At 63.2% G+C, this 20,671-nt stretch carries 19 protein-coding genes; 5 read left to right on the top strand and 14 right to left on the bottom strand.

Annotated features, from left to right (window positions below; all coding sequences use genetic code 11):
• Positions 1 to 20: 20 nt before the first annotated feature.
• Positions 21 to 959, bottom strand: a complete 939-nt coding sequence (locus LGQ10_RS20725) for an alpha/beta hydrolase (RefSeq protein WP_058433241.1) — start codon at positions 957 to 959, stop codon at positions 21 to 23.
• 110 nt (positions 960 to 1,069) lie between these two features.
• Here LGQ10_RS20725 and LGQ10_RS20720 point away from each other — a divergent pair, with 110 nt between their 5' ends.
• On the top strand, positions 1,070 to 1,663 hold the full coding sequence (locus LGQ10_RS20720; RefSeq protein WP_226523054.1) for a DUF6436 domain-containing protein: 594 nt from the start codon (positions 1,070 to 1,072) through the stop codon (positions 1,661 to 1,663).
• Between the two features lie 95 nt (positions 1,664 to 1,758).
• The gene (locus LGQ10_RS20715; protein ID WP_226523053.1) at positions 1,759 to 4,167 is read left to right on the top strand and encodes a penicillin acylase family protein; all 2,409 of its coding nucleotides are present in this window, start codon (positions 1,759 to 1,761) and stop codon (positions 4,165 to 4,167) included.
• A 26-nt stretch (positions 4,168 to 4,193) separates the two neighbouring features.
• Here LGQ10_RS20715 and LGQ10_RS20710 read toward each other — a convergent pair whose 3' ends face one another.
• A complete protein-coding gene (locus tag LGQ10_RS20710) occupies positions 4,194 to 5,162 on the bottom strand; it encodes a GlxA family transcriptional regulator (RefSeq protein ID WP_058433243.1) in 969 nt (322 codons plus the stop codon).
• A 204-nt stretch (positions 5,163 to 5,366) separates the two neighbouring features.
• Between LGQ10_RS20710 and LGQ10_RS20705 the strand changes: the two genes are divergently transcribed.
• The gene (locus tag LGQ10_RS20705; protein WP_226523052.1) at positions 5,367 to 6,008 is read left to right on the top strand and encodes an HD domain-containing protein; all 642 of its coding nucleotides are present in this window, start codon (positions 5,367 to 5,369) and stop codon (positions 6,006 to 6,008) included.
• A 96-nt stretch (positions 6,009 to 6,104) separates the two neighbouring features.
• Here the strand turns inward: LGQ10_RS20705 and LGQ10_RS20700 are convergent, their stop codons facing one another.
• From LGQ10_RS20700 to LGQ10_RS20665, 8 genes are all read right to left on the bottom strand, one after another.
• Entirely contained in the window at positions 6,105 to 6,995 is an 891-nt protein-coding gene (locus LGQ10_RS20700; protein ID WP_226523051.1) for an ABC transporter permease subunit, read from the bottom strand.
• A complete protein-coding gene (locus tag LGQ10_RS20695) occupies positions 6,992 to 7,873 on the bottom strand; it encodes an ABC transporter permease subunit (RefSeq protein ID WP_226526169.1) in 882 nt (293 codons plus the stop codon). Before LGQ10_RS20695 ends, LGQ10_RS20700 begins: the two co-directional genes overlap by 4 nt.
• A 35-nt stretch (positions 7,874 to 7,908) precedes the next feature.
• Entirely contained in the window at positions 7,909 to 9,051 is a 1,143-nt protein-coding gene (locus LGQ10_RS20690) for an ABC transporter ATP-binding protein (protein ID WP_226523050.1), read from the bottom strand.
• A 71-nt stretch (positions 9,052 to 9,122) separates the two neighbouring features.
• Positions 9,123 to 10,217 (bottom strand): polyamine ABC transporter substrate-binding protein, encoded by a 1,095-nt coding sequence (locus tag LGQ10_RS20685; protein WP_226523049.1) that lies wholly within the window; start codon positions 10,215 to 10,217, stop codon positions 9,123 to 9,125.
• 189 nt (positions 10,218 to 10,406) lie between these two features.
• Positions 10,407 to 11,504, bottom strand: coding sequence for a polyamine ABC transporter substrate-binding protein (locus LGQ10_RS20680; protein WP_058436055.1), 1,098 nt, complete (start codon positions 11,502 to 11,504; stop codon positions 10,407 to 10,409).
• Positions 11,505 to 11,703: 199 nt separating this feature from the next.
• Positions 11,704 to 13,068: an aspartate aminotransferase family protein gene (locus LGQ10_RS20675; protein WP_226523048.1), complete on the bottom strand. Its 1,365-nt coding sequence runs from the start codon at positions 13,066 to 13,068 to the stop codon at positions 11,704 to 11,706.
• Positions 13,069 to 13,124: 56 nt separating this feature from the next.
• Positions 13,125 to 14,483: a glutamine synthetase family protein gene (locus tag LGQ10_RS20670; RefSeq protein WP_226523047.1), complete on the bottom strand. Its 1,359-nt coding sequence runs from the start codon at positions 14,481 to 14,483 to the stop codon at positions 13,125 to 13,127.
• A gap of 37 nt (positions 14,484 to 14,520) precedes the next feature.
• Positions 14,521 to 15,300, bottom strand: coding sequence for a gamma-glutamyl-gamma-aminobutyrate hydrolase family protein (locus LGQ10_RS20665; RefSeq protein WP_058433267.1), 780 nt, complete (start codon positions 15,298 to 15,300; stop codon positions 14,521 to 14,523).
• 278 nt (positions 15,301 to 15,578) lie between these two features.
• Between LGQ10_RS20665 and LGQ10_RS20660 the strand changes: the two genes are divergently transcribed.
• Positions 15,579 to 16,955, top strand: a complete 1,377-nt coding sequence (locus tag LGQ10_RS20660; RefSeq protein ID WP_226523046.1) for a glutamine synthetase family protein — start codon at positions 15,579 to 15,581, stop codon at positions 16,953 to 16,955.
• Positions 16,956 to 17,097: 142 nt separating this feature from the next.
• A complete protein-coding gene (locus LGQ10_RS20655) occupies positions 17,098 to 17,736 on the top strand; it encodes a TetR/AcrR family transcriptional regulator (RefSeq protein WP_058433667.1) in 639 nt (212 codons plus the stop codon).
• A 3-nt stretch (positions 17,737 to 17,739) separates the two neighbouring features.
• Here the strand turns inward: LGQ10_RS20655 and coaA are convergent, their stop codons facing one another.
• The 4 genes from coaA to ssuC form a co-directional block, all read right to left on the bottom strand.
• Positions 17,740 to 18,657, bottom strand: a complete 918-nt coding sequence (gene coaA, locus LGQ10_RS20650) for a type I pantothenate kinase (protein WP_226523045.1) — start codon at positions 18,655 to 18,657, stop codon at positions 17,740 to 17,742.
• Between the two features lie 118 nt (positions 18,658 to 18,775).
• The gene (locus LGQ10_RS20645) at positions 18,776 to 18,991 is read right to left on the bottom strand and encodes a TOBE domain-containing protein (RefSeq protein ID WP_011064106.1); all 216 of its coding nucleotides are present in this window, start codon (positions 18,989 to 18,991) and stop codon (positions 18,776 to 18,778) included.
• 88 nt (positions 18,992 to 19,079) lie between these two features.
• Positions 19,080 to 19,886, bottom strand: coding sequence for an aliphatic sulfonates ABC transporter ATP-binding protein (gene ssuB / locus LGQ10_RS20640; protein ID WP_226523044.1), 807 nt, complete (start codon positions 19,884 to 19,886; stop codon positions 19,080 to 19,082).
• Positions 19,883 to 20,671 carry an aliphatic sulfonate ABC transporter permease SsuC gene (ssuC, locus tag LGQ10_RS20635; protein WP_226523043.1) on the bottom strand — a complete coding sequence of 263 codons (789 nt, stop codon included), beginning with the start codon at positions 20,669 to 20,671 and terminating at the stop codon, positions 19,883 to 19,885. The genes ssuB and ssuC overlap by 4 nt, the downstream gene beginning before the upstream one ends.

Below are 20,671 nucleotides of genomic sequence, written 5' to 3'. Positions count from 1 at the left end.
AGCCGCTCGCAACCTGCGACTCAGACGTGCTGGCTCAGGAAGGCAAAATACTGGTCACGGTACAACGCCACCTCGTTGGCCAGGTGATGTCGCGCCTGCGGCAGCATCAGCACCTCGGGCGCCGCGAACTTGCCGCGAATCACTTGCAGGTTGTGCTCCCAGTCCACCGTCATGTCCTCTTGCCCCTGCACGATCACCGGTTGCCTGGCACTGCGCGGGGCCGCTTCCAGGTACTTGATCCAGCGAGCCAGCGCGCCGACCCAGGCTGTCGGCAGGCGCTGGGGCTGCAAGGGGTCGGCCTGAAGGAAAGCGAGGAAGTCGCGGTCGTTGGAGTTCTCGCTGAAACGCCGGGCAATGCCGCTGACGAAGGGCCGCAGCAGGTAGTAGCTGAGCAGCGACCAGCCCCAGGCGCGGGGCCGTACCAGCGGTGACAGCAGGATCACCTGGCCCTGGGCCGGGCTCTGGGCGCCCTGGTGCAACAGGTGATCGATGATGATCGCACCCCCCGTGCTCTGTCCGAACAGATGCCAGGGCTGAGGCAGGTCAAGGGACCGCGCCTGTTCGAACAACCCCTGCAGCACCCGCTGGTACACCGCGAAATCGTCGATGCTGGCCCGCTCGCCACTGGACAGGCCGTGCCCGGGCAGGTCACAGGAAATCACCACGAAATCCCGGTGCAACGCCCACTCGATCACATGCCGGTACAGGCCCATGTGATCGTAGAAACCATGGAACAGGAACATCGTCGCCCGGGGCTGCTGCGGCCACCAGACCTGGCTGACCACGTCGTAGCCGTCCACCCGGAAGCGTCCCAGGCGGCTGCGTGGCACCCGGGCGCGCCCGGCGAAATCCAGCCCGTAGAAACGCTGGTAGGCCTGGCCTTGCGCCGACAGGGGCTGCCCATCGACCAAGGGTTGCAGGCTGGCGCGCAGGAGGTCGGGGTCGAAGGTCGCGGACATGGATGTTTCCAAAACGGGAATGCCAGGGGCAAAACGGGCTTTATGAGCCTGCGATATTCATCTGTCGCGACAAGCATGGCAAGCTACGCGACCTTCGAGGACCTCTCTGCATGCGCAAGCCCTACCGCACAACCCTGCTCGCCAGCCTGCTCGTCCTGATCTGCGCCGTGGTGCTGTGGAGTGCCTACGACTGGTTCCAGGGCCGCTACCTGCGCGCCTTCAGCGAGCACACGGCGATGTTTTCCGGCGACCCCCTGCAACTGCCCGCCAAACTGGCTGGCCCCGGAGCGATCCGCCTGGTGCACTTCTGGGACCCGGCCTGCCCCTGCAACGTCGGCAACCAGCAGCACCTGGCCGAGCTGATCGAAACCTACGGGCCGCGAGGCGTGGAATTCTATTCGGTGCAAAGAGCCGGCAGCCACGGCCAGCTGCCAGCCACCCTGGAACGCCTCAAGCCCCTGGAACACCTGCCAGGCGCCGACCAGATCCCCGCCAGCCCCGCCGTGGCCATCTGGGACCGCAATGGCCGACTGGCCTACTTCGGTCCCTACAGCGAAGGCCTGACCTGCAACGCCAGCAACAGTTTCATCGAGCCCATTCTCCAGGCCTTGCAGGAAGACCGCGCGGTCAGCGCCACACATACCCTGGCGGTGGGCTGCTACTGCCCCTGGACCAGCAGCACCGACCAAGGCATTCGCGACTAATCAAGGACTGCCTCCTGCGCAGGGTCTGCCAGATGTGTTACATGTCTGCTGCTCTTCCGGGGCGGCATTGAACACAACAGCAGCAAGGAGCCCGCATGAAACGCAGCCTGATCATCGTCGCCGTGTTGATCCTCGCCCTGCTGGCGGGCCTTGGCGGGTATCTGTACAGCAAGCAGCCGATGCGTCAGGGCCAGGTGCAACTCAGCGGCCTGCAGGGCTCGGCCACGGTGCGCTACGACGAACGCGGCGTACCGCACATCCGTGCGGAAAACGAAACCGACCTGTATCGCACCCTGGGCTACGTGCATGCCCAGGACCGGCTGTTCCAGATGGAAGTGCTGCGACGCCTGGCCCGCGGCGAACTGGCCGAGGTCCTGGGGCCCAAGCTGGTGGACACCGACAAGCTGTTCCGCAGCCTGCGCATCCGCGAGCGGGCCGACAGCTATGTTGCCACGCTGGACCGCCAGTCCCCGGCCTGGAAGGCCCTGGAAGCCTATCTGGACGGCATCAACCAGTATCAGGACAGCCATGCCCGGCCCATGGAGTTCGACATGCTGGGCATCGAAAAACGCCCGTTCACCGCCGAAGACACGGTCAGCGTTGCCGGTTTCATGGCCTACAGCTTCGCCATGGCCTTCCGTACCGAGCCGCTGCTGACCTATATCCGCGACCAACTGGGCAATGACTACCTGAAGGTGTTCGACCTGGACTGGCAGCCCAAGGGCGTGCTGGCCAAGGACCGGTCGCAGCCTTCCCAGCCCCTGGCCGCCATCGACTGGCAAGACCTGGGGCAGATCGCCCACTTGAGCCAGCAGGCACTGGCCGAGGCAGGCTTGCCGCAGTTCGAGGGTAGCAATGCCTGGGCCGTGTCCGGCAGCCGGACCAAGAGTGGACGCCCGCTGCTGGCCGGCGATCCGCACATCCGCTACTCACTGCCGGCAGTGTGGTACGAGGCGCAGCTGTCGGCGCCAGGCTTCGAGCTCTACGGCCACCATCAGGCCCTCGTGCCGTTCGCCTTCCTGGGCCACAACCTGGACTTCGGCTGGAGCCTGACCATGTTCCAGAACGACGATCTCGACCTGATCGCCGAGAAGCTCAACCCGGATAACCCCAACCAGGTATGGTTCCGCGACAAATGGGTCGACCTGATCAGCAGCGAGCAACAGATTGCCGTCAAGGGTCAGGCACCGGTAACCCTGACCCTGCGCCAGTCGCCCCACGGCCCGATCATCAACGACATGCTCGGCAGCACCGTCGGCAAGGCCCCAATCGCCATGTGGTGGGGATTCCTGGAGACCCCCAACCCGATCCTCGACGGGTTCTACCAGCTCAACCGCGCCGACACCCTGGCCAAGGTCCGGGCGGCTGCGGCCAAGATCCATGCCCCCGGACTCAACCTCGTCTGGGCCAACGCCAAGGGCGACATTGGCTGGTGGGCCGCAGCGCTGCTGCCCAAGCGGCCGGCCGGAGCCCAGCCAGCCTTCATCCTCGACGGCAGCACTGCCCTCGCGGACAAGGACGGTTTCTATCCCTTCAGCGCCAACCCCCAAGAAGAGAACCCGGCGCGCGGCTACATCGTCTCGGCCAACTTCCAGCCCGTCTCGCCCACCGGCATGGAGATTCCCGGTTACTACAACCTGGCAGACCGCGGCCAGCAGTTGGATCGCCAGCTCAGCGACAAGGCGGTGAAATGGGACCTTGAGAACACCCAGAAGCTACAGCTGGGCACCACCACCGCCTATGGCCCGCGCCTGCTGGCACCGTTGTTGCCCGTCCTGCGGGAGGTGGTGCGCACCCCCGAGGAGCTCAAGCTGGTGGAGCAACTGGCCCAGTGGCAGGGTGACTACCCGCTGGAGTCCACCAGCGCCACCCTGTTCAACCAGTTCCTGTTCGAACTGGCCCAGGCCGCCTTCCGTGAAAAACTCGGTGATGCCTATTTCGATGCACTGATCCAGGCCCGGGTGGTGGATGCCGCCCTGCCACGCCTGGCGGCGGACCCCGACTCACCCTGGTGGGACGACCGCACCACGCCCCAGCGTGAAAGCCGTGCCGATACGGTGAACCGGGCCTGGCGCGCCAGCATCGATCACCTCAAGCGCACCCTCGGAGCGGACCCGGCGCAGTGGCGGTGGGGCACTGCCCACACCTTGACCCACGGCCATCCCCTGGGCATGCAAAAACCCCTGGATCACCTGTTCAATGTGGGTCCGCTGGAGGCGCCCGGCAGCCATGAAGTGCCCAACAACCTCACCAGCAAGATCGGCCCGGCGCCCTGGTCGGTGGTCTATGGCCCGTCGACCCGGCGCATCATCGACTTCGCCGACCCGGCCCACAGCCTGACCATCAACCCGGTGGGCCAGAGCGGCGTGCTGTTCGACAAGCACTATGACGACCAAGCCGAAGCCTACATCGAAGGGGTCTACCAGCAGGCGCACTTCAGTGAAGAGGAAGTCACTGCCAATACTCGTGCAACCCTGAAGCTGCTGCCCGCCCGCCGCCCCTGATGCCTCCCTCCCGTGGTCGGCAGCGACTACGGGGCAGGAGGGGCGAAGTTCGCGCGAAACTGTTGCGCAGTCAGCCCAAGCCGGCGCTTGAATACGCTGCGCAGGTGCTGGGCATCACGAAAGCCGCAGCGGTAGGCCAGGGTCTTGAGCGGCTCCCGGGAGCGCTCCAGCAGCGCCCGGACCGCATCCACCCGTGCCCGCTCGACAAATTCCCCGGGGGTCACCCCGGCCTCGCGCAGGAATACCCGGGAAAAGTTGCGCGGACTCATGTTCGCCGCCCGGGCCAGCTCGGCGATGCCCAGGTCGCCTTGCAAGTGATCCAGCACATACTGCTGGACCTGAGCCACGATGGAGGTGGCATCGCCCTGGGGCAGCAGGAACGGGCTGAACTGCGACTGGCCACCGGCACGCTGGGTGAACACCACCAGGCGCTTGGCCACATCCAAAGCGACCTTTGCGCCCTGCTCCTGGGCCAGCAGGTACAACGACAGATCGATGCCGGCGCTGACTCCGGCCGAAGTGAACAGCCTGTCATCCTGGACATAGAGGCGATCGGCCTCGACCCGGGTCGAGGGGTACAAGGCTGCCAGCGCCGGTGCATCACTCCAGTGAGTGGTCACCGTGCGCCCCTCCAGCAACCCGGCCCGGGCCAGGATGAACGCACCGTTGCAGATCGAACCGAAACCTGCGGCCCGGGCACAGGCCGTGCGCAGCCAGGCGTAGAAGGCCGCGCCAAAGTCGCTGCCGGGCACCTGCGGCCCGCCCGCCACCAGCAGCAAGTCAAAGGGCTCCAGGGCTGCCTCGAAGGAGCGTCCGGCCTGCAGCACCAGGCCATTGGAGCAGACCTGCGCGCCGGCCTGCAGTCCGATCACCTCCAGCTGGTAATGGGCCTGGACGGGAAGGAAGCGGTTGGCTTCGCAAAACACATCCATGGGGCCCGTCACATCGAGGGCCTGGACACCCGGAAACACCAGGATGGCAATGGATCTGGCCATGGGGCACACCGCCTTCTATGAGCTGGGCAGGCCAGTTTGCCTGTCCGGGGATTGTCGCAACCAGCCCCCCGGCGCAAAAGCCGATGGCCGTAAATGCCTCCAGGTTGGCCGCGATCGCAACCCCGCACCGATTGTTCACCGTGTGGTCCAGGCACAGACTTTCGACTCCAGCGCCAGCACGGCGCTTGCCAAGAGGACAGCCCCATGACTTCCACCATCGCCGGGATCAGGATTCCCGACAGTACCCTGGCCCGGGCCACCACCGACTATATCCGCGATATCGAATCCGACCTGCTGTACCACCATTCGCGCCGGGTGTTCCTGTTCGGCGCCCTGAGCGGCGAGCGGCGCCAGCTGGACTACGACCCGCAGCTGCTGTACGTCGGCGCCATGTTCCACGACCTGGGCCTGGTGCCCGGTCACCGCAGCGACGACCAGCGCTTCGAGGTCGACGGCGCCAATGCCGCCAGGGACTTTCTCAAGCCCCACGGCCTGAGCGACGACGATATCGAGCAGGTCTGGCTGTCCATCGCCCTGCACACCACCCCCGGCATCCCCCAGCACCTGCGCCCCACCGTGGCCCTGGTCACCGCCGGGGTCGAAATGGACGTACTGGGCATCGACTACGCGGCATTCCCGGCCGCCCAGCGCGAAGCCGTGGTCCACGCCCACCCTCGGGGCGAAGGATTCAAGGAGTGCATCCTATGCGCATTCGCCGATGGCCTGCGCCATCGCCCGCAGACCACCTTCGGCAACGTCAAGACCGATGTCCTGGCCGACCAGCAGCCGGGCTTCGAGCCGATGAACTTCGTCGAGGTGATTCGCCGCTCGCCCTGGGTCTCTTGAATGACTGAAGAGCACGTGTACTGAGCGGTCTGCGGCAGCTACTACAGAAACGACAACGCCCCTTTCCAGGGGCGTTGTCATGGCGCAGCAAGGGGCTTAAACGGCTTCCGGTGCCTGGGCCCGGCGCACGTCCGGCTGTTTCCAGAAGTCGGCGGCGCTTTCCTCGATGGCCTGCTGGATCGCCCGCTTGCGGGCTTCCTCGGCACGCCGGCTGAAGTACCAGACCAGGAACGTCACCAGCGACACCGCCAGCAGGATCAGGCTGGCCACCGCGTTGATCTCCGGCTTGACCCCCAGGCGCACCGCCGAGAACACTTCCATCGGCAAGGTGGTGGAGCCCGGGCCGGAGACGAAGCTGGCCAGCACCAGGTCGTCCAGCGACAGGGCGAACGACATCATGCCGCCCGCCGCCAGGGACGGCGCGATCATCGGGATGGTGATCAGGAAGAACACCTTGAATGGCCTGGCGCCCAGGTCCATGGCCGCTTCCTCGATGGACAGGTCCAGCTCGCGCAGGCGCGCCGACACCACCACGGCCACATAGGCCGCGCAGAACGTGGTGTGGGCGATCCAGATAGTCACGATGCCCCGCTCCTGAGGCCAGCCGATGGCCTGGGCCATGGCGACGAACAGCAGCAACAGCGACAGGCCGGTGATCACTTCGGGCATCACCAGCGGCGCGGTGACCAGGCCACCGAACAGGGTACGGCCCTTGAAGCGGCTGATCCGGGTCATGACGAACGCCGCCAGGGTGCCCAAGGCCACTGCCGCCACGGCGGTGTAGCAGGCGATCTCCAGGGAGCGCAGCACCGAGCCCATCAGCTGGGTGTTGTCCAGCAGGCCGACGTACCAGCTGATCGACCAGCCGCCCCAGACCGTCACCAGCCGCGAGGCGTTGAACGAGTAGATCACCAGGATCAGCATCGGCAGGTAGATGAACACCAGGCCGAGCACCAGCATCAGGTTGGAGAAACTGAAGCGCTTCATTCCTTGGCCTCCATTTCTTTGGCCTGGCTACGGTTGAACAGGATGATCGGCACGATCAGGATCGCCAGCATCACCACCGCCAGGGCCGAGGCCACCGGCCAGTCGCGGTTGTTGAAGAACTCCTGCCACAGCACCTTGCCGATCATCAGGGTTTCCGGGCCACCCAGCAGTTCGGGAATCACGAACTCGCCGACCACCGGGATGAACACCAGCATGCAGCCGGCAATGATGCCGTTCTTGGACAGCGGCACGGTGATGCGCCAGAAGCTGTTGAACGTGCCCGACCCGAGGTCGGCGGCAGCCTCCAGCAGGCTCAGGTCGTGCTTGACCAGGTTGGCGTACAGCGGCAGCACCATGAACGGCAGGTACGAATAGACCACGCCGATGTACACCGCGATGTTGGTGTTGAGGATCTGCAGCGGTTCGCTGATCCAGCCCATGGACATCAGGAAGCCGTTAAGCAGGCCGTTGTTGCTGAGGATGCCCATCCAGGCATAGACGCGGATCAGGATCGCGGTCCAGGTCGGCATCATGATCAGCAGCACCAGCACGGTCTGCATTTCCTTGCGGGCACTGGCGATGGCATAGGCCATCGGGTAGCCGATCAGCAGGCAGAGGATGGTGCTGATGAAAGCCATCTTCAGCGAGCCGAGGTAGGCCGCGATGTACAGCTCGTCGTCCCCCAGCATCGCGTAGTTGCCCAGGTTGAGCAGTACCTGGAGCTTCTGGTCGACGTAGCTGTAGATCTCGGTGTACGGCGGAATGGCCACGTCCGCTTCGGCGAAGCTGATCTTCAGGACGATGAAGAACGGCAGCATGAAGAACAGGAACAGCCAGATGAACGGGATCCCGATGACCAGCTGGCGGCCTCCGGGGATGATCCGGTCGAGTCGACGCTTGAGCTTTCGCATGTTCATGAGCGCAGTACCACGCCGCTGTCGTCTTCCCACCAGACGTAGACCTGGTCGCCCCAGGTCGGCCGTGCACCACGACGCTCGGCGTTGGCGACGAAGGACTGCACCAGCTTGCCGCTCGGCAACTCGACGTAGAACACCGAGTGGCCACCCAGGTAGGCGATGTCGTGGACCTTGCCACTGGACCAGTTGTACTCGCAGCTCGGCATCTCGGCGGTCACCAGGAGTTTTTCCGGGCGGATGGCGTAGGTCACCGACTTGTCCTGAACCGAGGTGCTGATGCCGTGGCCCACGTAGATGTTGCGATCCACATCCTTGCAGGTGATCAGCGCGTGCCCTTCGGCATCGTCCACCACTTCGCCCTCGAAGATGTTGACGTTGCCGATGAACTCGCAGACCAGGCGGCTGACCGGGGTCTCGTAGATATCGATCGGGCTGCCGATCTGGGCGATCCAGCCCAGGTGCATGATCGCGATGCGCTCGGCCATGGTCATGGCCTCTTCCTGGTCGTGGGTCACCATCACGCAGGTCACGCCCACGCGCTCGATGATCTCCACCAGCTCCAGCTGCATCTGCGAGCGCAGCTTCTTGTCCAGGGCGCCCATGGGCTCGTCCAGCAACAGCAGCTTGGGCCGCTTGGCCAGGGAGCGGGCCAGGGCCACGCGCTGGCGCTGGCCACCGGAGAGCTGGTGCGGCTTGCGCTTGGCGTACTGGCTCATCTGTACCAGCTTGAGCATTTCGGCCACCCGGGCATCGACCTCCGCCGTCGGGATCTTGTCCTGCTTGAGGCCGAAGGCAATGTTCTGGGCCACGGTCATGTGCGGGAACAGGGCGTAGGACTGGAACATCATGTTGATCGGCCGCTCGTAGGGCGGCATGTCGGTGATGTCCACGCCATCGAGGAAAATCCGCCCTTCCGTTGGGCGCTCGAAGCCGGCGAGCATGCGCAGCAGGGTGGATTTGCCCGAGCCGGAGCCGCCAAGCAGGGCGAAGATCTCGCCTTTCTTGATTTCCAGGGACACATCGTCCACGGCAACTGTCTCGTCGAACTTCTTCGTGACCCGGTCGATCTTGACCAGCACCTGCTTGGGTGTCTGATCGCCCTCGAGGGCTTTCTTATAGGCGCCGGAGGCAACTGCCATTTGCGAAACTCCCAACAAAATTTTCAGCCCGCCCCAGGTGGACGGGTCCAGGATAGTTTGAGCCTGTAGAACTATTTACCCGTCTTGACCTTGGTCCAGCTGCGGTTCATCAAGCGTTGGATACTGACTGGCAACTCTATGGACACGTAAGTCTTGTCGAGCACGGCCTGCGGTGGATAAACCGCCTCATCGGTGCGGATGGACTGGTCCATCAGCTTGTCCGACCCGGGGTTGGGGTTGGCATAACCGACGTAGTCACTGACCTGGGCGATCACCTCAGGTTTCAGCACGTAGTTGATGAAGGCGTGGGCTTCCTTGACGTTGGTCGAATCCTTGGGGATCGCCAGCATGTCGAACCACAGGGCGCCACCTTCCTTGGGGATCGTGTAGGCGATGTTCACGCCCTTGCCGGCGTCGGCAGCCCGGGCACGGGCCTGGAACACGTCGCCGGAGAAACCGACGGCCACGCAGATATTGCCGTTGGCCAGGTCCGAGATGTACTTGGAGGAGTGGAAGTAGGTCACGTAGGGACGCACCGCCAGGAGCGTGGCCTCGGCCTTCTTGTAGTCCTGGGGATTGGTGCTGTTGGGGTCCAGGCCCAGATAGTTGAGCACCGTGAGCATCATTTCGTCGGCAGAGTCGAGGAAGGACACGCCGCAGCTGCTGAGCTTCTTGATGTTCTCGGGCTCGAACAGAACACTCCAGGAGTCGATCTTGTCCACGCCCAGGGCGGCCTTCACTTTCTCGACGTTGTAACCGATGCCGTTGGTGCCCCACAGATAAGGCACTGCGTACTGGTTGCCCGGATCGTTGACTTCAAGACGCTTGAGCAACTTCGGGTCGAGGTTGGCGTAGTTCGGCAACAGGCTCTTGTCGAGCTTCTGGAAAGCCCCGGCCTTTATCTGCTTGCCCAAGAAGTGGTTGGACGGCACCACCACGTCGTAGCCGGTACGCCCGGCCAGCAACTTGCCCTCCAGGGTTTCGTTGGAATCGAACACGTCATACTGCGGCTTGATGCCCGTGGTCTTTTCGAAATCTGCCAGGGTGCCCTGCCCGATATAGTCGGACCAGTTATAAATATGCACGGTCGATGCAGCCTGAGCGCCTGCCACCAGCGTCAGGCTGGCGGCGACCAGCATGGCTTTGCGAAACAAAGAAATAGGCAAGTGGAGGTCCTCTTGAATAGTTGGGCCAAAGTTGCCCCGCGCTACCTGACAGCCCCCAAGCTGCCCAGCAACAAAACCGGCGCGCAACTTACCCTCGATAAACCAATCCAGCAAAACTTTCTGTCATTTAATTGTTTCCTGTTGCCGCCCTCGCCATGACGACGACAACAGGTGATGCAGCAAATCGGCTTACTTGCCGGATTTGATCTTGGTCCAGCTGCGGGTCAGGATGCGCTGGGTCGCGGCCGGCAAATCGGCGATCGCGTACAGCTTGGCCTGGACCTCGGCTGGCGGGTAGACACCCGGGTCGCTGGTGATGTCTTTATCGACCAGGGCGGTCGCGGCAGCGTTGCCGTTGGGGAAACGCACGGCGTTGGTGATCTCGGCCATGATCTCCGGCTTCTGCAGGAAGGTCATGAACTTGTAGGCGCCCTCGACGTTTTCCGCATCCTTGGGAATGGCGACCATGTCGTAGAAGCTGCCAGCACCTTCCTTGGGAATGTTGTAGCTGACCTTGACCTTGTCGCCAGCTTCGGCGGCACGGGCCTTGGCCTGGTAGATGTCACCCGAGTAGCCCACGGCCACGCAGATGTTGCCGTTGGCCAGGTCCGAGATGTACTTGGAGGAGTGGAAGTAGCCGATCGAAGGACGGATCTTGAGGAACAGGGCTTCGGCTTCAGCCAGCTGTTTCTTGTCCTGGCTGTCGGTCGGGTACCCCAGGTAATGCAGCGCCACCGGAATCATCTCGGTCGGCGAGTCGAGGAAGCTGATGCCGCAGGACTTCAACTTCTCGGCGTTTTCCGGCTTGAACAGCAGGTCCCAGGAATTGGTCGGCGCGTCGGCACCCAGTGCCGCCTTGACCTTCTCGGCGTTGAAACCGATGCCGATCGAACCCCACATGTAAGGGAAGGCATGCTTGTTGCCCGGGTCGCTCACCGAGACCGCCTTGAGCAGCGATTCGTTGAGGTTCTTCCAGTTCGGCAACTTGGACTTGTCCAGTTCCTGATAGACGCCTGCCTTGATCTGCTTGGCCAGGAAGTTGTTGGAAGGCACCACCACGTCGTAACCGGACTTGCCGGCCAGCAACTTGGCTTCCAGGGTTTCATTGCTGTCGAACACGTCGTAGACCACCTTGATGCCCGATTCGGCTTCAAACTTCTTGATGGTGTCCGCAGCGATGTAGTCGGACCAGTTGTAGACGTGCAGCACTTTGTCGTCCGCCTGTACTGCCGCCGCCATTACGCCCATCAGGGACATGGCGAGGAGGGTCTTGCCAGCTAACTTCATACCTAATGCCTTCATGCGTAATGCTCCAATTATTCTTCTTAAGCACATTCTCGGTGACCCGCGGCCTGGCACCCATGTCCGGGCCGTTAAAAACGGCGGGTAGTCTGGCAAGATCCAAGGCCGGCTTTCAAGGTGAGCCCCGGCCTTTATATCCGCTTTGGGCGCAATGCCCGCAAGCACTGCGCTCAAAGCCTAGCACTCAGCCCTGCAGAGCACTCAAGGTCAGGTCCAGGCACTTGCGCGCCTTGGCCACCAGCTCGTCGATTTCCGCCTCGCTGATCACCAGCGACGGAGCGATGATCATGGTGTCGCCCACGGCACGCATGATCAGGCCGTTGTCGAAGCAGAACTGCCGGCAGATCATGCCCACACCCCGGCCTTCGTAGCGCGTGCGAGTAGCCTTGTCCTTGACCAGCTCGATGGCCCCCAGCAGACCCACGCCGCGAACTTCGCCCACCAGTGGGTGGTCACCGAGCTCACGCAGACGTTTCTGCAAATAGGGTGCCGCTTTGCTGCGTGCCTTCTCGACAATTTTCTCGTCGCGCAGGATACGGATGTTTTCCAGGCCCACCGCGGCGGCCACCGGGTGACCGGAGTAGGTGAAGCCGTGGTTGAAGTCACCGCCTTCGCTGAGCACCTTGGCCACGGTGTCACGTACGATCACACCGCCCATGGGGATGTAACCGGAGGTCAGGCCTTTGGCGATGGTCATCAGGTCGGGTTCGAGGTCGTAGTAGTCGCAGCCGAACCACTCGCCGGTGCGACCGAAACCGCAGATCACTTCGTCGGCAACGAACAGGATGTCGTACTTGGCGAGGATCTCCTTGACCTTCGGCCAGTAGGTGTCTGGCGGAATGATCACGCCACCGGCGCCCTGGATGGGCTCGGCAATGAAGGCGGCAACGTTGTCTTCGCCGACTTCGAGGATTTTCTTCTCCAGCTGCTCGGCCGCCCACACCCCGAATTCGTCCGGGGTCATGTCGCCGCCTTCGCCGAACCAGTACGGCTGCGGGATGTGCACGATACCCGGGATCGGCAGGCCGCCCTGTTCGTGCATGCCGCTCATGCCGCCCAAGCTGGCGCCGGCGACGGTGGAGCCGTGGTAGCCGTTGACGCGACCGATGATGGTCTGCTTGTGCGGCTTGCCCTTCAATGCCCAGTAATGACGGACCATGCGCAGCACGGTGTCGTTGCCTTCGGAACCCGAGCTGGTGAAGAACACATGGGTCATGCCCTTCGGCGCCACGTCGGTGATTGCCTTGGCCAGTTCCAGCGCAGGCGGGTGGGCGGTCTGGAAGAACAGGTTGTAGTACGGCAGCTCGCGCATCTGCTTGCTGGCCACTTCGGCCAGCTCGTCGCGGCCATAGCCGATGGCTACACACCACAAGCCGGCCATGCCGTCGAGAATCTGGTTGCCTTCACTGTCCCACAGGTACACCCCCTTGGCATGGGTGATGATCCGCGGCCCCTTCTCCTTCAACTGGTTGAAGTCACTGAAGGGCGCCAGGTGGTGATCACTGCTGAGGGTTTGCCACTCGCGGGTTTGCGGGTTTTTATGAGTCATCAATGTCTCCTTGGTATCAGTGAAGGCGCCGCCGACGGGCAGCGGCGCCCGGCGTGTCAGACGGCGAACAACAGGAACTCCCTCTCCCAGGAACTGATCACGCGCTTGAAGTTTTCATGCTCGGCCCGTTTCACCGCGACATAACCGGTGATGAACTTGTGGCCCAGGTACTTCTCGATGGTCTTGCTGTTTTCCATGCGCTCCAGGGCGTCCTCGATGGTCAGCGGCAGGCGCAGGTTGCGCCGTTCATAACCACGGCCCACCACGGGCGCGCTCGGGTTGTGCCCCTCGACCATGCCGATGAAACCGCACAGCAGGCTGGCGGCGATCGCCAGGTAAGGGTTGGCATCGGCACCTGGCAGGCGGTTTTCCACCCGGCGGTTTTGCGGCCCGGCATCCGGTACCCGCAGCCCCACGGTGCGGTTCTCCTCGCCCCACTCGACGTTCACCGGCGCCGAGGTGTCGGGCAGGAAGCGGCGGAACGAGTTGACGTTGGGAGCGAACAGCGGCAGCAGCTCGGGGATGAACTTCTGCAGCCCGCCGATATGGTTCAGGAACAGCTGGCTCATGGTTCCGTCTTCGTTGGAGAAGACGTTCTTGCCAGTGTTGATGTCGATGATGCTCTGGTGCAGGTGCATGGCACTGCCTGGCTCGCCGGTCATGGGCTTGGCCATGAAGGTGGCGGCCACATCGTGCTTGAGCGCCGCTTCGCGCATGGTGCGCTTGAACACCAGGATCTGGTCGGCCAGGGACAGGGCGTCGCCGTGACGGAAGTTGATCTCCATCTGCGCCGTGCCGTCTTCGTGGATCAGGGTGTCGAGGTCCAGTTCCTGCAGTTCGCACCAGTCATAGACGTCCTCGAACAGCGGGTCGAACTCGTTGGCCGCTTCGATGGAGAACGACTGGCGCCCGGTTTCTGGACGCCCGGAGCGGCCCACTGGCGGCTGCAACGGGTAGTCGGGATCGTCGCTGCGCTTGGTCAGGTAGAACTCCATCTCCGGCGCCACGATCGGCTGCCAGCCATGGTCGGCATAGAGCTTGAGGACCTTCTTGAGCACGTTGCGCGGCGACAGCTCGATGGGGTTGCCCTGCTTGTCGTAGGTGTCGTGGATCACCTGGGCAGTGGGCTCGATGGCCCAGGGCACGAGGTACACCGCGTTGTGGTCGGGGCGGCAGATCATGTCGATGTCCGCCGGGTCCAGCAGCTCGTAATAGATGTCGTCTTCGACATAGTCGCCGGTCACGGTCTGCAACAGCACGCTCTCAGGCAGGCGCATGCCTTTTTCGGCGATGAACTTGTTGGTCGGCGAGATCTTGCCCCGGGTGATGCCGGTCAAGTCGCCGATCATGCATTCGACTTCTGTGATCTTGTGGTCTTTCAACCAATCGGTGAGCTGGTCGAGGTTGTTGCTCATAAATGCCTCTAGGCTGAGTTTCCTGCTCGCTATTGAGTCAGGCGTGTGTGACTTCGATGTCGCGCTTTTTTGCCCGCTCGCGGCAGGCATCACCAAAAGCCTGGAAGATGGCCAGGTAGTGAGGGTTGCAGCTTACCTGCCATTCGGGGTGCCATTGCACTCCCAAAGCAAAAGCCTTGCTCGCTTCGACGGAAACAGCTTCGATCAGCCCGTCCGGGGCACGGGCCTCGACTCTCAGGCCGGGGGCCAGGCGCTCCACGCCCTGGGCATGGATCGAGTTGACCTGCAAGGTGTCCGGCAGCCCCAGGCTCGCCAGCAAACCACCGGGCTGGACATGCAGGTCGTGGGCTGGCGCATACCAGGCGTCCAGGGGCTGACCGGGCTGCTCGGCATGACGGTGGTCCATGAACGGCGACACCTGGTGCACGTTCTGGTGCAGGCTGCCCCCCAGGGCGACGTTCATTTCCTGGAAGCCACGGCAGATACCCAGCACCGGAACCCCGCCTTCGACGGCGGCATTGAGCAGCGGCAAGGTGGCAGCATCCCGTGCAGAATCATGAGCAGTTCCCGGCGCGCTGGCCTGGCCCTGGTAATGGAAAGGCTCGATATTGGATGGAGAACCGGTAAAGAGGATGCCGTCCAGACCGTCCAGAATATCGGACGGAGCCAGCAGGTGCGCCATGGACGCAAGGATCACCGGCAGGCCCTGGGCCGCGGTGGCTACTGCCTGGACATACTCGTCGCCACTGATGTGATAGGCGTGCAGACCGATCTGCCTGGAGCAGGCCGTGACGCCGATTAACGGCAGGCGAGACATGAAACACCCCGGTATTATTGCTGTTATGGGTTTGATCCGAGCTTAGCCTTGTTCATTTTTTTACACAACACCCCCGTAAAAGATATGACACGGCCCGCTCAAGCGTGGGGTGGCCGTGGCTTCCGAGGCCCGAAAAGCGCCCTGTTTTGCCGCAAAATCGCCCTGCCAGCCCTTTATTAGGGCATAAAAGGCCTCGCTTGACTTCGGCATGCCGTTCGGGTTGACTGAAACCGGAAAAGATCAATGATTGATATTTTTAACAACAAAGGTGTTGCATCATGTCGGTACCCCCGCGTGCCGTTCAGCTGAACGAAGCGAACGCGTTCCTTAAGGAACATCCTGAGGTTCTGTACGTCGACCTTCTGATTGCGGATATGAATGGTGTGGTGCGCGGCAAGCGCATCGAACGCACCAGCCTCCACAAGGTTTACGAGAAAGGCATCAACCTCCCGGCTTCACTCTTTGCTCTGGATATCAACGGCTCCACGGTGGAAAGCACCGGGCTGGGCCTGGATATCGGTGACGCTGACCGGATCTGCTATCCGATCCCCGACACGCTCTCCAACGAACCCTGGCAGAAGCGTCCCACCGCCCAACTGCTGATGACCATGCACGAAATGGAAGGCGCGCCGTTCTTCGCCGACCCCCGTGAAGTGCTGCGTCAGGTGGTGAGCAAGTTCGACGAGCTGGGCCTGACCATCTGCGCCGCGTTCGAGCTGGAGTTCTACCTGATCGACCAGGAGAACGTGAACGGCCGTCCACAGCCGCCGCGCTCGCCGATTTCCGGCAAGCGCCCGCAGTCGACCCAGGTCTACCTGATCGACGACCTCGACGAGTACGTCGATTGCCTCCAGGACATCCTCGAAGGTGCCAAGGAACAAGGCATCCCGGCCGACGCCATCGTCAAGGAAAGTGCCCCGGCGCAGTTCGAAGTGAACCTGCACCACGTCGCCGACCCGCTGAAGGCTTGCGATTACGCGGTACTGCTCAAGCGCCTGATCAAGAACATCGCCTACGACCATGAAATGGACACCACCTTCATGGCCAAGCCGTATCCAGGCCAGGCGGGCAATGGTCTGCACGTCCATATCTCGGTGCTGGACAAGGATGGCAAGAACATCTTCACCAGCGAGGATCCCGAGCAGAACGCCGCATTGCGTCACGCGATCGGCGGTGTGCTCGAGACCCTGCCAGCGTCGATGGCCTTCCTGTGCCCGAACGTCAACTCCTACCGCCGTTTCGGTGCCCAGTTCTACGTGCCGAACGCACCGAGCTGGGGCCTGGACAACCGTACCGTGGCGCTGCGCGTTCCAACCGGCTCGTCGGATGCAGTGCGCATCGAGCACCGGGTGGCGGGCGCCGACGCCAACCCCTACCTGCTGATGGCTTCGGTATTGGCAGGCGTGCATCACGGCCTGACCAACAAGGTCGAGCCCAGCACGCCGATCGAGGGCAATGCCTACGAACAGGTGGAGCAGAGCCTGCCGAACAACCTGCGCGACGCACTGCGCGAGCTGGACGACAGCGAGATCCTCAACAAGTACATCGATCCGAAGTACATCGACATCTTCGTCGCGTGCAAGGAAAGCGAGCTGGAGGAGTTCGAACATTCGATCTCCGACCTCGAGTACAACTGGTACCTGCATACCGTCTAGGCGACCAGCCTCCAAGAACGCCGCGCGCCCAAGGCCCGCGGCGTTTTTTTATGCCCGTGATCCGCAAACGCGACACCTGCCTGGCGCTACAGGGAGCCCCGCCCTCTGGCGTACAATGCCGGCTGTCCAACAGGAGACCCCGATGACGCGTACCGCCCCTCTTCGCAAACCTCGTGCACGCAGCCAGGCCCGGATCGACTCGATACTCGACGCCGCCCGCGCCCTGCTGGCCGCCGAGGGCGTGGCCAGCCTGTCGATCTACAGCGTGGCCGAACGGGCGCAGATCCCGCCGTCATCGGTCTATCACTTCTTCGCCAGCGTCCCGGCGCTGCTGGAAGCCCTCACCGCCGATGTCCACGCCGCGTTCCGAGCCTGCCTGCAGGCCCCCATCGAGCATGAGCAACTCGACAACTGGGGCCACCTGTCGCGATTGGTGGAGCAGCGCATGCTGGCCATCTACGACGAAGACGCCGCGGCCCGCCAGTTGATCCTCGCGCAGCACGGCCTGACCGAGGTGACCCAGGCCGACCGCCAGCACGATCTCGAACTGGGCGAGCTGATGTTCCAGCTGTTCGACCGGCACTTCGAGCTGCCGGCCCTGCCTCGGGATGTGGACGTGTTCGCCCTGGCGATGGAGCTGGGCGACCGTGTGTACGCCCGCTCGGTGCAGCAACACGGGCAGATCACCCCGCGCATGGCCGAGGAAGGCATGCGCGTGTTCGATGCCTACCTGGGCCTGTACTTGCCGCCCTACCTGCCCAGGCGAGCCGCGCCGCTCTGACCCTCAGGCCTCGCGCAACGACAGCTTGTCGATGTGATGATCCAGGGTCTTGTGGATGATCAGGTTGGCCCGTTCCCGGGTCGGCAGGATGTTCTCGACAAGATTCTTCAGGTTCACCCGATCCCAGGTGTCGGACGCCATGGCCAGCGCCTCGGGGTCGGACAGCCCCTTGAACTTGTTGAAGTAGGAATCGGCCGACTGGAAAGCGGTGTTCTTCAGGTAGACGAAGCGCTCCAGGTACCAGGTCTTGATGGCCTCCGGCGCGGCATCGACGTAGATCGAGAAGTCGATGAAGTCCAGGGCATGCAGGCCCTGCCCCTGCTCGCCCTGCAGGACATTCAGGCCCTCGAGGATGATGATGTCCGGCGCCTCCACCGACTGCGCCTCGTCGGCCAGGATGTCGTAGCGCACATGGGAGTAGATGGGGATCTGCGCAGCCTCGCCCCGCCGGCACACCGCCTGCAGGAACGCCAGGAACAGCGGTTCGTCGTAGGACTCGGGAAACCCCTTGCGATGCAGGATGTTCTTTTCCTGCAGGGTCGCCAGGGGGTAAAGGAACGAGTCGGTGGTCACCAGGTGCACATTCGGCGTGCCCGGCCAATAGGCCAGCAACGCCGCCAGGACCCTGGCAAAGCTGCTCTTGCCCACCGCGACACTACCGGACACACCGATCACATAAGGCACCTTGGCCCCGGCCTGCGGCGCCTTCATTGCCTGCACCCGCGCTGCATGCAAATGCAGCAGGCGCGACAGGGGAAGCAGGATCTGCCTCACCTCCTCGGGCGCCATGGGCTGGGTCGGACTGGTCAGCGTCTCCATCTCGGACGGCGCCAGGCTCATGGGCTCTCCACCCCGGAGAGCCGCCCAATGATCGCGGTCGAACTCCAGGTACCCTGCGTTTGGACCCTGCTGTGTTGTCATGTCTGTACTGTTCAGGCCTTGCGAAAGCAGGGAAAGTATCAAATCTGACCGGTATTTACAGCGCCCATGAAAAAAGCCCCGCAGGACTTGCACCCTGCGAGGCCTGCTACCGCAGTGCTCACAACTTGGCGATCGAGACCTCGGTGGACTTCACGAAAGCAATCACTTCACTGCCGATGGACAGCTCCAGCTCCTTGACCGACCGGGTGGTGATCACTGAAGTGACAATCCCGGAGGCGGTCTGCACGTCGATTTCCGACAGCACATCACCCTCGACGATTTCCTTGATGGTGCCCTTGAACTGGTTGCGAACGTTGATGGCTTTGATGGTCATGGTATTTCTCCTGGGGTCGAAAAACAGAGCTGCAAGTTTCAAGCGGTCAGCGGCAAACAGAAGCACAACACTCTTGCTTGCCGCTGCTCTAGAGCGCCCAACGCAACTGCGTGGGCAAAGGTGAAACGGGTTCCGGTTCCGGCGGCGAGCCGGGCAGTGACAGCACGCGGTTCAGGACTTGGGTTTCCAGGGCCGCCAGGCGATGGGAACCCCGCACTCGCGGACGCGGCAGCTCGACGTGCAGGTCCAGCCCCACCTCGCCGTCCTCGATCAGGATCACCCGATCGGCAATCGCCACCGCCTCGCTGACATCGTGGGTCACCAGCAGGACGGTGAAGCCATGCTGCTGCCACAGCCGCTCGATCAACTGCTGCATCTCGATCCGGGTCAGGGCATCCAGGGCCCCCAGCGGTTCGTCCAGCAGCAACAGCCGAGGTTGGTGAATCAGCGCGCGGGCCAGGGCTACACGCTGCTTCTGGCCACCGGACAACGCCGCCGGCCATTCCTGGGCGCGATCGGCCAGGCCCACGGCTTCGAGAGCTTGCAGGGCCTGGGGCCGCCAGTTGCCCTTGAGTCCGAGCCCGACGTTGTCGATGACCTTCTTCCAGGGCAGCAGGCGCGCCTCCTGGAACATCAGCCGGGTGTCTTCGATGGCTGCGCTCAAGGGCGCGGCACCGGCCAGCAATTGGCCGGCGCTGGGCTGGTCGAGGCCGGCCAGCAGGCGCAGCAAGGTACTTTTGCCGCAGCCGCTGCGCCCCACCACCGCGACGAACTGGCCGGCAGGAATGTGCAGGTCGATTTCCCGCAGCACTTGCCGCGAGCCGAAGGTCTTTTGCAGCTTGCGCACCGCCAGGGGAATGCCCTGCAGCAGCCGCGGAGGTTGTTGAGCCGTCATTGGGCACCGCCTTTGGCTACCTGATAGGCCGGATGCCAGCGCAGCCAGACCCGCTCCAGGCCTCGCGCTGCCAGGTCCGCCAGCTTGCCCAGCACGGCGTACATGACGATTGCCAGCACCACCACGTCGGTCTGCAGGAACTCTCGGGCGTTCATCGCCAGGTAACCGATGCCCGAACTGGCGGAAATGGTCTCGGCCACGATCAGGGTCAGCCACATGAAGCCCAGGGCAAAGCGCACCCCAACCAGGATGGACGGCAAGGCACCGGGCAGGATCACCTGGCGAAACAGGGCGAAGCCGGACAGGCCATAACTGCGGGCCATCTCCACCAGCGCCGGATCGACGTTGCGGATGCCGTGGTAGGTATTGAGGTAGATCGGAAACAGCGTGCCCAGGGCCACCAGGAAGATCTTCGCCGACTCATCGATGCCAAACCACAGGATCACCAGCGGGATCAGTGCCAGGTGTGGCACGTTGCGGATCATCTGCACCGAGCTGTCCAGCAGGCGCTCGCCCCACTTCGACAGGCCAGTGATGAAGCCCAGCGCCAGGCCGATGCCGCCGCCAATGACAAAACCCAGGCCCGCGCGCCAGCCGCTGATGGCCAGGTGGGTCCAGATGTCGCCACTGCGTATCAGGCTGGCCCCGGCTTCGATCACTGCGCTGGGAGCCGGCAGGATGCGCGTCGACAACCAGCCCGCCGACACTGCCAGCTGCCACACCGCGAGCAGCAGCAACGGCAGCCCCCAGGGCGCCAGCCGATGCACTATGCGTTGTCCGTTCAT

This window comes from Pseudomonas sp. L5B5 (assembly GCF_020520285.1).
In the GTDB taxonomy this organism is placed as follows: domain Bacteria; phylum Pseudomonadota; class Gammaproteobacteria; order Pseudomonadales; family Pseudomonadaceae; genus Aquipseudomonas.
The sequence above is the reverse complement of the archived record's forward strand: the minus strand, read 5'-3'. Positions and strand labels throughout refer to the sequence as shown.